Genomic DNA, 14,570 nt, shown 5'->3' with positions numbered 1-14,570 from the left:
CAGTTACGACTATTTATCCCGCTATTTATGGGTAGTAAAATCCCTACCGATTAAAGTTTTACTTTATTTAAAAGAGATTCAATAACTGCAATTGCTTCTTTTGAACCACCACATTCTAAAAAGCTATCATTAAGTTTTCTTATACCATGTTTATACTTTTCATTTGAAAGAACATCTATTACAGCCTCTTTTAAAGTGTGCACATTAACATGTTCTTTCAATAGTCTATGTGCCGCTTCAAGCTCAGTTAATCTTTGCGCTATCATAGGCTGATCTTTATCATGCGGTATTATTACAAATGGGACATTATAATGAATGGCATCGTGTACGCTATTCATACCACCATGTGTAATAAAAACATCTGCTTCATTTAATATTTCTGATTGAGGTACGTATGGAGCAATTATAAAATTATCTGGCGCTTGCTTTATTTTTGAAATATCATTTCTATCACCAATTGCCATTACAACTATCCCATCAAAATCTGAAAAAGTATCAATACAAGTATTAAAGAATGATTCGAGTCCTTCAAGCAGTGTTCCCATTGAAATGTAAATAACTTTCTTCTCTTTAAGTGATTCCAGTGGAAACTTTATATTTGTTTTACGCTTTGAAATGCTCGGTCCAATAAAAATGTTATTTTCTCCGAACGATTCGCTATTAGGTTGGAAATAACGACTTGTGTATACAAAACAAACATCACCCTTATTATTCATAAATTGAAGATTATTCTTTGGTTTTACTCCAAATTTATGTTCCATCTGATTTAGTAATTTTTCAGAGATCTCCTCTGGTTGGAATGGTATATCTGCATTTGGATGAAAAGGTAATGTCTTCAAAAACTCTGAAGGAATTAAAAATATAGGTGAGGAAACTACACCTGGAACTTGTAAATACTCCTTTACTAACTCTCCCGCGCCAAATATATCATAAATTACGAAATCAAAATTTATACTTTCACATAATTGTTTCGTAATTTCTAATATATATAAAGCAGTTTGAACATGCACATGAAAGAAAGCATTTAACCCAGATGAGGTTTCAGCATCAATAGAAATCTCCTTTAATAGATCCGGGTGAGTATGTACAGTAGCTCCTAAATCTTCAATTCTATCCTTAAAGTTTGCCGTTGTAATATAATGTACGTGATCCCCTCGTTCAGTAAAGGCTTTTACTAAATTTAATGTAGGGTTTACATGTCCCTCTGCTGGAAAATTAACCACTAAAATATTTAGCACTTATTCCTCACTCCTTATATTTCACTGTTTTAATTAAGCATACTGTTATTTGTACAAGTAATCTTCCCCTAATAGTCCTAATATGCTTGCTACATTATATTGATAAATAATTTTCAGTCATCAACATAAAAAAAGCATCTACCTATGTAGATGCCTAACCGTGATAAGGAGTGTTCTGTGAGGTTAGAACAAGCTTTTCTGCTTGTCCTATGCTATTAATATATGATTGATTTTATAAAACGTGAATAGTTAATAGAATTATTTTATCCATTTTATATGATCAAATGGATAAAATACCATTTCTACTTTACCTATTATATTTGACTCATCAATAAGTCCAAGTGTATTCCTACTATCTTTACTATGATTACGATTATCACCTAACACAAATAATTTATGCGTAGGAACTTTTATTTCTCTAAAATTTGAAAAACGATTGGATACTTGTGACATATCTAAATTTATATACGACTCATCACGCTTTTTACCGTTAATAAATACCTCATCCTTTTTTAGTTGTATATTATCCCCCGATAATCCAATAATTCGTTTCACATAGTAAGTAGGCTCGTCTTCTTTTTTTATAATGACAACATCTCCATGATGAAAAGACGATAAACAGACGTTTACCTTATTAACAAGTATATAATCTTTTTCATTCAAAGTAGGTTGCATCGAAATTCCTTCTACCATACAAAATAAAAAGGACTTATTAATAAAAATAACCCCTATTATAATTAATATGTAGCTACATATGTTCCTCCAATATTTTAGAATAAACAGCTTCATATATACCTCATTTCTAATCTATCCCCAGATAAAAACGCCTCTAGTTCACATGAATGCTAGAGACGTTTCGTCCATTTTAATTCTCTTTAGAGGCATCTGTTTTTGGCGCTTCATCAGTTAATCGCTTATTTTTCAAATCAAAATAAGCATCTAAAACTTCTTTTCCAATATCGGAGTTAATGCCCGATTTATCATTTTCAACCCACGGTACTACAACAGAAAATGCTACTTCTGGATCATCATATGGCGCATATCCAGCCAATGTTAAGTTATAACATTCTCTACGATCGCCTTTCGCATTTCGCCCAATTTCATTTTCTCCACCATATACAGTTTGTGCGGTCCCTGTTTTACCAGCTGGTTTATATGGTGCTTTTTGGAACGCTCTTACTCCCGTTCCATCTCCTTCTTGAAATACTTTTCTAAATCCTTCTTTTACTTGATTAATATATTCTTGTTTCATATCGATTCTATTTAAAACAACGGGTTCTATTGATTGTACTACTTTACCAACCTCATCTTTTTGAACGGTTTGTTCTCTAATCTCTTGAACAATTTGTGGTTTCATTCGATACCCTCCATTTGCGATAGTCGAAATATATTGTGCAAGCTGAAGTGGTGTATACGTATCATATTGTCCAATAGAATAATCTAATAAGAAACCAGGCTGATTATCTTTTCTTCCAATTTGTCCTGCAGTTTCATTTGGTAAATCAATACCAGTTTGTACGCCTAGTCCAAATTGCCTGAAATAATACCTCATTTTATCAAAATATTCTTGTTTAATATCTAGCGAACTATTTTTTACATAATCCACGCCAGCAATTTTCAATGCTATATTAAACATATAAACGTTTGAAGAAACTTGTAACGCTCTTAGATCGTCTATATCACCAAAATTTTTCCAAGACTTCTTTTCCTTGGTTCCTTTAAACTTCATAGGTGCATCATAAAAATGTGTTCCAGGAGTTATTGCATTTGTTTCAAACCCTGTTAAAACTGTCGCACCTTTAACCGTTGATCCAAGCTCATATGAACTTGTCAGCGTGCCTAAAGCATAATCTTCTACTTCCATTTTCCCATCTTTTTCTACAAGCCTTTTCCCAGCCATTGATAATACTTGGCCATTTTTCGGATTCATCATCACTACGAAAGCACGGTCTAACATTGATTCTGATCCTTTATATTGTTTTAATATTTTTTCTATGCTCTCCTCTACTTTTTTTTGCAATTCCATATCTATTGTTAAAGTTAAATTTTTACCGCTTTTCCCTTCAGTAACAGTTTCCGTTCTAATAGTATTTCCTTGTTTATCAGCAATGCTTCTTACTTCTTTTTTTGTACCATGAAGTACATCTTCGTATTGCTGTTCGATATAACTTTTGCCGACCCTATCATTTCGGCTATAATCACGCACTAAATAATAATCTAATCGTTCACGTGGCAATCCTTCATCAGCATTTGAAACGTTACCAAGGACAGAACGGAATAATCCATCATTTACATAGATTCTCTCCCAATCAACTGATGCGTCTACTCCTGGAAGGTTCGCTAAATTTTCACTAATCACCGCATATTCCTGTTCACTAACGTCCTTTTTAATAATTTGAGGTGCCATTTGAAAACCTGAGGTCATTTTACTTTTAATAGCTAACACTTCTATATCTTTAGCCGTTAGTTCTTGAAGATTTTTATCTGTAACGCGTTTCCTTTTTAAATCTTCTATTTTTTTGTCTAGCTCTTTTCCGGTAATATCCTTATCTCGGAACTTATCTATTTCTTTTTTTGATACTAAGTCTTGAGCAAGTTCTGGATTTAATTGCATCCAAAAGTCTTTCTTATCAGTCTCAGTTAACTTATCTATATCTTCTTGTGGCATTTCAATAATATCTGCAAGTTGTCTTGCTGATTTTAATATTTCTTCTTGTTTTACACCTTTCACCTTTGTATATGTAATCGTACGTAAAGACTTATTATCAACTACTGGATTTCCTTCACGATCAAATATTTTCCCACGTGGTACAGAAAGGCCCACGGTTGCATTTTCTCTCTTCTCTACTTCATTTTTATATGTTTCTCCATCAAAAATTTGCACTTTCCCTAACTGAATAATAATGCCAGAAAATAATAAAAATACACAAAGGAATAAAATATTTAACCGGAGAGGTACTACTCTACCACTTTTCTTCTCTTGCTTTTTCACCTTGTCATAATCTCCTCCTTACAATATTTCAAATAATAATCACATTTCTATATTAAAAGTAATGTACAATTTCTATACATTGCTTTGTACAAATATTAATATAATGTTTAAAACTTAATAGAAATTAAAACAAAGGTAAAGAAAAGGTAAAGTTTACTAAATTAAATATAAAAAATACCCAATAACAAAAAGCTTAGTTTTCACTAATCGCTTTGTTATTGGGTATTAATTGATTTAAGAATTACTACTAGTGCGTATTGGTATACATTTGTCGTCACAATTAGAAAGAGATTGTTTACTTAGTACTTTCGGTAAGTAAATAGTTACTGTTGTCCCGACACCAACCTCACTCATGATACTAATTGTCCCTTGATGACTTTCAATAATTTTATAACTTAACATTAATCCAATACCAGTCCCTTTTTCTTTCGTACTATAAAAAGGTTCACCTAATCTCTTAATTCTTTCTTCAGGTATTCCTATTCCTTCATCTATTACATGAATGATGACACCATCATCATTTATTTCTTTTATGTGAATTGAAATTTCCCCACCATTTGGCATAGCTTCGATTGAATTTTGCAAAATATTAATAAATACTTGTTTCAATTGATTTTCTGAGCATTCAATAATTATATCTTTGTCATCCGTAAATAGTTCAACTTGAATATTTGTCATAATTGCTTTTGTATTCATTAACGATACGACATTTTTAAAAATTTGATAAATATTTTTCTTTTCTGTATTTATTTCATCTGTTTTAGCAATTGACAGAAATTCTTGCAGGATCGCTTCTATCCTTTCAATTTCAGAAAGCATAAGATCAAAATATCTTTCTTGATCTTCTTTATTAATTTGGAATAACTGTATAAAACCTTTAATTACAGTTAAAGGATTTCTTACTTCATGAGCTACGCCAGCTGCTAATTGACCAATTGCTGCAAGCGTATCTGATTTGTTTAACAATTCTTCTGTCTTTTTTCGCTCTGTAATGTCGCGTACAATAATCATAATTTTATCACGTAATAATGGTAAGCACCTAGCTTCAAAGAAATCAATACTTCCATTAAGTGTGAGTGGATATTCTACAATTACATTCGTTCCTTTTTCCTTCACTTGATTAATGGCTTCCTGAAACTGCTGTGCTACTGAAGATGGTAATACTTCGTAAAACTTTTTTCCCATAAAAGCTTCTGCGGGTACGTAAAACTTCGTAGGAGATCCTGCCTTGTAATCAATAATCGTGCCATCATCTTCTGTTAAGAAACATAAATCTGGTAAAGCTTTAAAAATTAATTCCAGTTCAGATGTTTGTTGTTTTAACTGCTCTTCTATCGCTTTTAAATGCGTAATATCTACACCAACAGCCCAATAACTATATCCTGTTACAGGAAACTGTTCTGAGATATTCGACCACATTATTGTTTTGATTTCACCATTTTTACATGTTAAGTGCATTTCCCAATCTCTGAAATTTTTTCCACAAGTTAAAAATTTCTTTTGTATTTGATGGCGATAATTATGATCAGGATACAATAATTGCAGTGCATTTGGATTTCCAATTATTTCTTCAGCGGTATAACCTGTTACGATTTCGCATTCTCGGTTCCACAAAACAAAATCTCCATTATAATCAAGCGCATCGACCATAACAGGCATGTTTTGTAAAATCGTATGTAGTTCCTCCTCTTTCCGAGAAAGCAACGTTGTATTTTTACTTTGAAATACTTTTATTGCACCATCTAAAATTAAACTTGAGAGCATTTCAAAGTATTTTTGACAACTGAAAATTTCACTTTTTTTGGACCATACAACAAAAGATCCTAAATGTTGATTGTATAAGAAAATGGGGATTTCAATCTTTGGAAGTTTACTCTTTTTTATTTCATTCATTCCGAATGAAAAAACACACTCTTTTTCAGCATCAAGAAGTTGATGTGATATGTTAGTTAATTTATAAAATTGTTCTGCCATGGTTTCTATTGTACTCACATCAATAAGTTCCATTAGCCGCGAATTCATTCTTTGTTCACCTCAATATGTAAAATTAATACAAATCTAAAATTCATACTTCTCCATTATACGAAGAAAGCTAGTGTAGGTATATAGCTGTAGAATAATTATTCGAACAAATTTTATTTTTCAATTAAAACAAGAAAAGAATATATTTCGTCCATTCCTCATTTATTGTCTAGCTAACTTGAATTCCTCCTTACATTCACTGAATTTTCACTTGAGAGTCATACGCGTCACTAATAGCGGTATAAACATGCAATAAGTATAAAGTTCATAAAATATTCACAATTTTTATGAAAAATATACACATTTATTCCAATATATTCTATATAATGAAATGTAATAAGGCTTCTATGAATCTCATAGAATACCTTACCCCTAATAAAAAAGAAAAAAGAATCCATTTGGATTCTTTTTTCTTTTTTTAATTACATTACATATTTATATAAAGCATGTGCCACACCATGTTCTTCATTTGATAACGTTTCGTATTTACACATTGCTTTTATTTCTTCAACTGCATTTCCCATTGCAATTGATATATTCGCTTTTTCCATCATAGAAACATCGTTTAATCCATCACCTATCGCTACAGTGTTTTCAACCGGAATATTAAGATGTTCTGCTAAAGTATATAATCCATTCCCTTTTTGAGCATCTCGATGATTAATCTCTAAATTGTGCCAATATGAAGATGTAATTGCTAAATCTGTATTATGAAGAAATGTTTCTTTTAGTTTTTTTAATTTCTCAATATCATAAGAAAATGGTAATAGTTTATGCACATGTATATCTGTTTCTACAATTGGTTTACAACTTTCCGCACTATGAAACGCTGTATGCTCAAGATATAATGCTGCGATTGTTTCTAACTCTTTCAAGTCGAAATTTTCTTTTGAATTCTTCACATACTCAATTTCATTACGTACACTCTCTACTCCATAATCCGGTACATACACACCTTTATCAGTATAAAGCTGATAATATAAACCATTCTCTTCAAGATATTCTACAATTTCAAGTGCCTGCATATTTTGAATTGGATATCTCTTCATCATTTTTTTATCTTTATATATAAGAGCCCCATTTTCCGCAATGATTGGACACTCTAAATTAACTTCTAACAATAATCGCTCAATGTCAACAATAGAACGTCCTGTACAAATTGCTACAACATGGCCAGCTTCTTGACATGTTCGAATTGCTTCTGCATTTTCTTTACTTATCATTTTATTCCCCGAAAGAAGAGTTCCATCTAAATCAATTGCGATTAATTTCATTATTTCTTCACCACTTTCTATAAATACACGAGTTCTAATTAATTATTAGGTATCGTTTCCATACAATCCTCGTGAGGTACTTCTTATTTATAATTTATGAAAAGCGTTTCAGGTCAAGAAATAATTAAAAATAAAATCCAAAGCTTTTCTTTTTAAAAAAGCTTTGGATTTTAAACTATGAATTATAACTAATGTATTTTGTCTCACACATGTACACGTTTTTTTCTTCAGTTGGGATATATACTTTAAACTTTTCTAATCGTTTTCCATAGACATGAATCGTAATAACGCTTTCATTTTCGCTAATTTCAAGAATATGACAATCTGCTGGTGGAATTACTTTATCAGTTTCTCCTTCTCCCAAATAAAGATTTCCTGTATGTGTTAAATAAACAAGTGAATTTCCAAGTTGTTTCGTTTGTATAAAGTTCTGTACCATTATCCTTCCTGAAAAAACGCCTTCTACTCCCCATGTGCCGTCATGATCATGTAAAGGTGTAGATTGTCCATCTTTCCATACGAGAGCTAGTACTTCAAAACGTTTGAGCGGATCTTCATACAATAAATGTCTTGCATATTGGGTCAAATTGGCCTTCTGTTTTTCTAACGGAAGCCATGTTTTCTTTTCTAAAAGTTCTTCTAGTAATTTTTCAATGCCACACACTATTTCTTCTTCAAATAAACCGTTTTCCATAAGATTTGTAACACCTTTAATAAACTTTTGAAATGATTTACTTCCATTACAAGTCAACATAAGAATCCTCCTCTACGTTTTATACAATTCCATATTAAGGTAATTGCCGAAAACTCACAATTGAGAAACAAAAAAACAAGATGCAAATGTATGCACCTTGTTAAGATTTTTATTTGGCTTTCAATCGAATAGGTAAGTATTTTAATGTTTGTTCATTTTCCAATATACATTTTTCTAAACAGAAAGATGGAGATAGCTCTATTTTTTCAAAAGCATTTATAAAGGTAGTTAATGCAATCTCAGCTTCTAAACGTGCAAGTGGTGCTCCTAAGCAAAAGTGAGGACCTTTCCCAAAGGTTAAATGCTTTTCATTTCCTGTTCGATGTACATTAAATTGAGAGGCTTGTGAAAATTTTTTCTCATCTAAATTCGCTGCACTAACCCACGCAACAATCATCTGATTCTTTTTCATGAAAGGACCAAATATATTTGTATCCTCTGTAATCCTCCGGGCCAATGTAACAGGAAAGCGATAGCGTAATACTTCCTCAATCGCTTTTAAAATTAAATTAGGTTCTTTTCTTAACTCCTCATAAATTCCAGGTGAATCTACTAAAAAGCAATAAAAGCTATTAATAATTAAATTTGTAGTGGTTTCATTCCCAGCCGCTAGTAAACCTAATGAAAAGGTTACAATTTCTTCATCGGTTAATCTTTCGCCTTCATATTCAGCTCGAATTAAATCAGAAATGATATCATCGGTTAAATGATATCTCTTTTCCTGAACAATCGGTAGAAGGTATGCTTTGAATTCATGTAATGCTATCCCTTTCTCGGCATCCAGATCATTAAACTTTTCTTTACTATACGGCATAAATAAAATATCAGACCATTCTTTAATTTTTTTACGATCTGTTGTTGGGACTCCTAATAAATCGGAAATAACGGTAACAGGTAAAGGTGCAGCAAACTGTTCAACGATATTAACTTCACTACATTTTTCGATATGTTGTACAAGTTCATCTGCGATAGCCTGTATTCGAGGTTTCCACTGTTCTAAACTTCTTGGAGTAAATGCCTTAGAAACAATGGAACGTACACTGCGATGTTCTGGTGGATCTGTAGAGTTTATATTTATTCTAGTTTCTAAAGGAGGGATTGAGAATTGTCTGCGCTCCCTTCTACTTGAAAATAAGCGATAATCTGATAAAACACGATTTACATCATCATACAAAAAAACATTCCATACATCCTGCTCTTCATCATAATGAACTGGGTGATTATCCCTCATCAAACGATACCATTCATATGGATTCCATAATTCTTCTTTTGTTTTCAGCTTTGAAATTTCATGAACTAAAATAACATTTTCAGGTGAAGCCATAGTTCTTTCCTCCCTTTTCTTTTACAATAAAAGTGATAGGTCGGCAGTCCAAAGTTGTATAAACTATCATATGTTATTTTAACATATACCAAAGGGGATTTTTCATTAGAGAACTTGAGAAATATATAAGGGGGATTTTTATGTACGTTGACATTTTACTACTAGCAGAATTAACGACAGGACCAAAACATGGATATGAAATTAAAAAAAATGTTCAAAATCGTTTAGGTGAAAATTTCGAATTAAATCACAACATGCTTTATCCAGCCCTTCGGCGCTTTGAAAATATGGGTGCTATAACGAAAAAAATACATAAACAAGTCGGAAAACCAAACCGAAATATGTACGATATAACAGAAACAGGAGAAGAAATTTTTTCTGAAATGTTACGAGAGTTTCCCGAAAAACTTGCGACAAACAATACAGAATTTCTTGTTCGTATTGCGCTATTTGAAAAACTTGACTATGAGGATAGAAAAGAGATTTTGACTGTACGTCAAAACGTACTACATAATCAGCTTACTGCTATTCAGTCTCTAGATGTTACCTCATCTTTTATTACTGAAGTCATTGAATTTAGTAAATCACGAATTGAACATGAATTGAGTTGGATTACATCACTTATGAAAAAAATATGAAAAAATAACAAGAAAAGTTAAAAACAATGAATGAAAATGATATTTATTATCAATACTATAATTAATAAAAGGGCAACCACGATTTGGCTACCCTTCAAACATTTACACTTCTGGATCGAAAGTTTTGCAATCTGTTTCTTCCGTTGTAGATGCATGTTTACCTTTATGACTTACTACGTAAATTGCCTCTGCACTACATTTATTACCGTTCGCCCAAAATTTACAGTTATTTACTTCACATAAAACGTCTTGTGCCATAGTATCACACCTCCTTGTTCTATTATCATTAACAAAATTCGGAGGTATGATACTATTTGTCATCCATTTTTCATTCCCTTTTTAGCTTTCTTAATGGTTCAATATCTCCGCGTACAATAGCATCAATATTTCCAGTTATTTTTTCAATATCAAAATGCCACCATTGAATTTGCAATAATTCTTCTATTATTTCATTTGAAAATCTCTCTTTTATTTTATTTGCAGGGTTTCCACCAACAATTGTATATGGTGCGACGTCTCTAGTCACAACAGATTTAGCTGCAATGATTGCACCATCCCCTATTTTTATTCCGGGCATAATTGTTGTATCCATACCAATCCAAACGTCATTTCCTATAACTGTATCACCTTTATAAGGTAAATCAGACAAACTAGGTGTATACTTTTCCCACCCATTTCCAAATATATTAAATGGATATGCCGAAAATCCATCCATCCGATGATTGGCTCCGTTCATAATAAAGTTAACTCCAGATGCAATACAACAAAACTTTCCAATATTAAGGCGATCTCCAAGAAATTCATAATGATGTAATACTCGATCTTCAAATGTTTCTCCATCTTTCGCATCATAATAAGAATAGTCACCAACAAGTATATTAGGTTTTGTTATTATATTTTTTATAAATTGAACGTTTTGATTTCCTTCAATAGGGTATTTAACATTTGGATTAGGATTCATTTTGTACGGCACTTCCTTTACCACTTATTTGACTTTCTACCGCTATTACTGGCTTTAAATTGTATATAGGTAAAATAAACAATAATCCAATTATAAAAAGTAAAGCCGTCCCTTCATACATCATACTTAATGAAAACATCTCTTTTAATGAGCCAGCTATACTCATCGTTACTACCATTGAACCGGTAAATAGCGGACTTAAAATACCATTTACACGACCTATAAAATCGGTATCGCTATTTTGAATAATAAGCGTATTAATACCAATTTGGATACAAGGAAGAGCTAAGCCACTAAAAAGCTGAGCTGTAAGTGTCACCCATAAATTTGTAGAATATCCTATAATGCCAATACCAATTGCTTGACCAAGCATACCGATAATTAACATCTTTTGCGGAGCAACGTTTTTCGCAAATACCATTGCTAATGCTCCGCCAACAATCATTCCCGCACCATTTACTGTTAGTAGCCACTGTAAACCCTCTTTTGATAATCCTAGCTGCTCAGTCACAATAAATATACCTAATGGTTGAATTAATCCTATACCTAGTCCTGCAGCCATAAAGCAAAGCCCTAGCAAAGTTAATGCTTTTTTCTTTTTGACATACTTAATACCATCCTTCATCTCCTGCAGCAGAGTGATATCTTTCTTTTCTACGTCGTTTTCAAGATCTTTCGGAAGAAATAACAATACAACTGCCGCAAGTAAAAACGAGATACCTGTTATGATGATTGAAATATAAATTCCAAAACTATGAAAGATAAATGTCCCTAGAATTGGTCCTAATACCATAAATATTGCAAATATCGTTTGATATATAGACATCGCTAATTGAATTTGTTCCGTTGATAAATGTTGTTTAAACAACTTCATTCCAGATGGTTGTGAAAACTGTGAAAGGATTGCAGAGATGAGTGTCACAAAAAACACAATTTTCCACGTTCCAAACATAAGCGTAATTAAGACAGCGAATACTGAAATGGAACTTAACGTTTCACACCATATCATTGTCTTCTTTGGCTTCCACCTATCAGCAAAGGTACCGCCAATAAATGAAAAAATAAAAATTGGAGCGAATTCAGCAACTGAAATCATGGAAATTGCAAAAGCATCACCTTTTGTCATTTCCATTACATATAGTAATACCGCAAAGTTTCGAACCCATATTCCTATTTGTAAAAATAATGCTGATGCTAAAATCCCTTGTACAAACCGATTTTTTAATACTTGTGATACCCCATTGTTTTGTTTCGTTACTACATTTGTCGACATAAAAAAGCCTCCTATTTCATGTTCTGAACAAGAGGCAGCACAAATCATATAAAAAGACTATATATTCGCAGAGCGAAATACATCCCTTTTCTATAAATGTACAGACTAACCCTATTCAGAAGAATATTTCGTTTTTTAACGAAGATCTCTTACAAATAGAATTAGTTGATCATTGGGATGTCTTCACCCTTCCGTTTCGAATTTAAATAACACATACATACTCTATGTAAATCATTTTCGATGTATGCATGTCTACTTTTAACTATTCTAGAAAGTTAAAGGCAATTCCTCTAAAGAACGCATTAAATAATTACCTTGCCATTTAATTTCTTCACGATTCCCTTTTATTTTTAGTTCAGGCATTCGATTAAACAAAGTAGTAATAGCAATCTTTGCTTCTAACCTCGCAAGTGGAGCTCCTAAGCAGAAATGACTACCATGACCAAAGGCAATGTGACGGTTGTTCTCCCGTGTAATATCAAATATTTCTGGATTTTCAAATACTGTTTCATCACGGTTCGCTGAAGCCAATGCAATAATAACCATATCTCCTTTCTGTATTGTTTGATGGTGAATTTGAAAAGGTTCCGCTGCCCATCTTGCAGTTGTAACCTCAACTGGAGAATAATAACGCAATCCTTCCTCAATAGCCGAATCAATTAGTTTTGGATTATCTTTTAATAACTGTAATTGATTTGGATTTTCAAGAAGTGCTAATACCGTATTTGTAATTAAATTCACTGTCGTCTCATGTCCTGCGACAATTAATAGCATTATCATTGAATATAGTTCCCGAGCGCTAAGTTTATGCCCTTCACTCTCTGCAAGTATTAAAGCACTCACCAAGTCTTCTTTTGGCTCTTTTCTTTTAATATCAACTAAATATTGAAGATATGTAATAAATTCAGATAGTTGTTTTTCGGTCTCTTTTATTTCTTCAGGTGTTTCTGGTGATGCAATAACAGCATGAGACCAAATCCTAAATTTCGCTTGATCTTCTTTTGGAATACCGAGCATCTCACTTATTACAATAATTGGTAATGGAAATGAATAATCATCCACAAGATTTAATGTACCTTTTCGCTCTATATCACTTATCAAATCATCTGCTATTCTCTGAATTCTTCCGTCTAATTGTGCAATCATCTTCGGTGTAAAAGCTTTTTGAACTAAAGATCGTAAACGACTGTGGTTAGGTGGATCTGAATTTAGCATATGTGTTGTTAAGTGGTCACTATTATCAACGGAAAGATACATGTTCTTTATATCTTGAGAAAACACATTTGTCCAATCTTTTTTTAAACGATTATCTTTTAAAAGTGGCAGAGCATCTTCATATCTAGTAATGAGCCATTCTTTACCGATTTCAACTTGGTTTACAAATAATATAGGTTGTTTTTTTCGCGATTCTTTATAAATTTCATACGCATCTTCTTTAAACTGAGCTGAAGCTAAATTAATGCCATCCTCTATGCTTAACCCAACTTTGTTTTTCATTGACATTGTATTCCCTCACTCTCATTTGTTTTTGAAAACCAACCAACATATGCATTATACTCTAATAAAAACGTGAAAATTGTAAATTTTTAATCAAAATCTTACTTCGTATATTGAAAAATAAAAAAGTGAGAGAGTACAATCGTTTTACTCTCCCACTTCTCTTTATGCGAAGCACATAAAATTACTAATTTGTTGATAGCGATAACTTACTTTACGACGACGACCACCTTGCCAAGTGTAACCTGATACTCCGTTTCTTCTCACTTCAGTCGGAAAGAACCATAAATCCCTTCCAAAAGGTCCAGGACGATGTAAACGTAAATAGCCCCATCTTCCTAAACAGTTACACATCCATGATTTCATATTGCCTGGTTGTGCTGGAGAAGCAAATGTAGACGGTAACGATGGCGCTTGTGACGGTGGTGGTGACGTTGGAGCATCTTCCGCATCATCTGGTCTGTAATCTTCTTGTTCCATATCTCTCACTTCATTTGTAGGTTCATACCCGTAGTTTTGTGGATTATAATACATCGCTTGATCATATGGATAATTTTGTTGGTTATACATATTAACAAATCACCTTCTTTTCATTCA

The 14,570-nt window shown here is 32.4% G+C and carries 13 protein-coding genes; 1 reads left to right on the top strand and 12 read right to left on the bottom strand.

The annotated features are described in order from the left end of the window. Nucleotides 1-50: 50 nt before the first annotated feature. The 7 genes from ACS2FK_RS17655 to ACS2FK_RS17625 form a co-directional block, all read right to left on the bottom strand. A complete protein-coding gene (locus tag ACS2FK_RS17655) occupies nucleotides 51-1,238 on the bottom strand; it encodes a macrolide family glycosyltransferase (RefSeq protein WP_063547417.1) in 1,188 nt (395 codons plus the stop codon). Nucleotides 1,239-1,496: 258 nt separating this feature from the next. Then, entirely contained in the window at nucleotides 1,497-2,027 is a 531-nt protein-coding gene (lepB, locus tag ACS2FK_RS17650) for a signal peptidase I (protein ID WP_043924669.1), read from the bottom strand. A 76-nt stretch (nucleotides 2,028-2,103) separates the two neighbouring features. Continuing rightward, a complete protein-coding gene (locus ACS2FK_RS17645; RefSeq protein WP_063547416.1) occupies nucleotides 2,104-4,230 on the bottom strand; it encodes a peptidoglycan D,D-transpeptidase FtsI family protein in 2,127 nt (708 codons plus the stop codon). 234 nt (nucleotides 4,231-4,464) lie between these two features. Continuing rightward, nucleotides 4,465-6,252, bottom strand: coding sequence for a PAS domain-containing sensor histidine kinase (locus ACS2FK_RS17640; protein ID WP_001088549.1), 1,788 nt, complete (start codon nucleotides 6,250-6,252; stop codon nucleotides 4,465-4,467). Nucleotides 6,253-6,674: 422 nt separating this feature from the next. Next, nucleotides 6,675-7,526, bottom strand: coding sequence for a Cof-type HAD-IIB family hydrolase (locus ACS2FK_RS17635; RefSeq protein WP_000766393.1), 852 nt, complete (start codon nucleotides 7,524-7,526; stop codon nucleotides 6,675-6,677). A gap of 175 nt (nucleotides 7,527-7,701) precedes the next feature. Continuing rightward, nucleotides 7,702-8,280 (bottom strand): cysteine dioxygenase family protein, encoded by a 579-nt coding sequence (locus tag ACS2FK_RS17630; RefSeq protein WP_000954443.1) that lies wholly within the window; start codon nucleotides 8,278-8,280, stop codon nucleotides 7,702-7,704. A gap of 109 nt (nucleotides 8,281-8,389) precedes the next feature. Then, the gene (locus ACS2FK_RS17625; protein WP_063547415.1) at nucleotides 8,390-9,604 is read right to left on the bottom strand and encodes a cytochrome P450; all 1,215 of its coding nucleotides are present in this window, start codon (nucleotides 9,602-9,604) and stop codon (nucleotides 8,390-8,392) included. Nucleotides 9,605-9,744: 140 nt separating this feature from the next. On the opposite strand from ACS2FK_RS17625, the gene ACS2FK_RS17620 reads away from it, so the two are divergent. Further along, the gene (locus ACS2FK_RS17620) at nucleotides 9,745-10,242 is read left to right on the top strand and encodes a PadR family transcriptional regulator (RefSeq protein WP_000289124.1); all 498 of its coding nucleotides are present in this window, start codon (nucleotides 9,745-9,747) and stop codon (nucleotides 10,240-10,242) included. Nucleotides 10,243-10,344: 102 nt separating this feature from the next. Here the strand turns inward: ACS2FK_RS17620 and ACS2FK_RS17615 are convergent, their stop codons facing one another. The 5 genes from ACS2FK_RS17615 to ACS2FK_RS17595 form a co-directional block, all read right to left on the bottom strand. Further along, nucleotides 10,345-10,500: a DUF1540 domain-containing protein gene (locus ACS2FK_RS17615; protein ID WP_000046095.1), complete on the bottom strand. Its 156-nt coding sequence runs from the start codon at nucleotides 10,498-10,500 to the stop codon at nucleotides 10,345-10,347. Between the two features lie 70 nt (nucleotides 10,501-10,570). Next, nucleotides 10,571-11,203 (bottom strand): Vat family streptogramin A O-acetyltransferase, encoded by a 633-nt coding sequence (locus ACS2FK_RS17610; protein ID WP_063547414.1) that lies wholly within the window; start codon nucleotides 11,201-11,203, stop codon nucleotides 10,571-10,573. Beyond that, nucleotides 11,193-12,476 (bottom strand): MFS transporter, encoded by a 1,284-nt coding sequence (locus ACS2FK_RS17605; RefSeq protein ID WP_063547413.1) that lies wholly within the window; start codon nucleotides 12,474-12,476, stop codon nucleotides 11,193-11,195. Before ACS2FK_RS17605 ends, ACS2FK_RS17610 begins: the two co-directional genes overlap by 11 nt. Before the next feature lie 267 nt (nucleotides 12,477-12,743). After that, a complete protein-coding gene (locus ACS2FK_RS17600) occupies nucleotides 12,744-13,979 on the bottom strand; it encodes a cytochrome P450 family protein (RefSeq protein WP_063547412.1) in 1,236 nt (411 codons plus the stop codon). Between the two features lie 159 nt (nucleotides 13,980-14,138). Then, nucleotides 14,139-14,543 (bottom strand): hypothetical protein, encoded by a 405-nt coding sequence (locus tag ACS2FK_RS17595; RefSeq protein ID WP_063547411.1) that lies wholly within the window; start codon nucleotides 14,541-14,543, stop codon nucleotides 14,139-14,141. Nucleotides 14,544-14,570 lie beyond the last annotated feature (27 nt).

This window comes from Bacillus cereus group sp. BceL220, from assembly GCF_051776965.1.
GTDB lineage: Bacteria > Bacillota > Bacilli > Bacillales > Bacillaceae_G > Bacillus_A > Bacillus_A cereus.
Note: the sequence above shows the minus strand (reverse complement) of the source record. Positions and strands in the feature narration are given on the sequence as shown.

Coding starts and splice junctions, on each gene's coding strand:
- lepB (WP_043924669.1), bottom strand. CDS start 2,027: ATGAAGCTGTTTATTCTAAAATATTGGAGGAACATATGTAGCTACATA.
- ACS2FK_RS17640 (WP_001088549.1), bottom strand. CDS start 6,252: ATGAATTCGCGGCTAATGGAACTTATTGATGTGAGTACAATAGAAACC.
- ACS2FK_RS17635 (WP_000766393.1), bottom strand. CDS start 7,526: ATGAAATTAATCGCAATTGATTTAGATGGAACTCTTCTTTCGGGGAAT.
- ACS2FK_RS17630 (WP_000954443.1), bottom strand. CDS start 8,280: ATGTTGACTTGTAATGGAAGTAAATCATTTCAAAAGTTTATTAAAGGT.
- ACS2FK_RS17625 (WP_063547415.1), bottom strand. CDS start 9,604: ATGGCTTCACCTGAAAATGTTATTTTAGTTCATGAAATTTCAAAGCTG.
- ACS2FK_RS17620 (WP_000289124.1), top strand. CDS start 9,745: ATGTACGTTGACATTTTACTACTAGCAGAATTAACGACAGGACCAAAA.
- ACS2FK_RS17615 (WP_000046095.1), bottom strand. CDS start 10,500: ATGGCACAAGACGTTTTATGTGAAGTAAATAACTGTAAATTTTGGGCG.
- ACS2FK_RS17610 (WP_063547414.1), bottom strand. CDS start 11,203: ATGAATCCTAATCCAAATGTTAAATACCCTATTGAAGGAAATCAAAAC.
- ACS2FK_RS17605 (WP_063547413.1), bottom strand. CDS start 12,476: ATGTCGACAAATGTAGTAACGAAACAAAACAATGGGGTATCACAAGTA.
- ACS2FK_RS17600 (WP_063547412.1), bottom strand. CDS start 13,979: ATGTCAATGAAAAACAAAGTTGGGTTAAGCATAGAGGATGGCATTAAT.
- ACS2FK_RS17595 (WP_063547411.1), bottom strand. CDS start 14,543: ATGTATAACCAACAAAATTATCCATATGATCAAGCGATGTATTATAAT.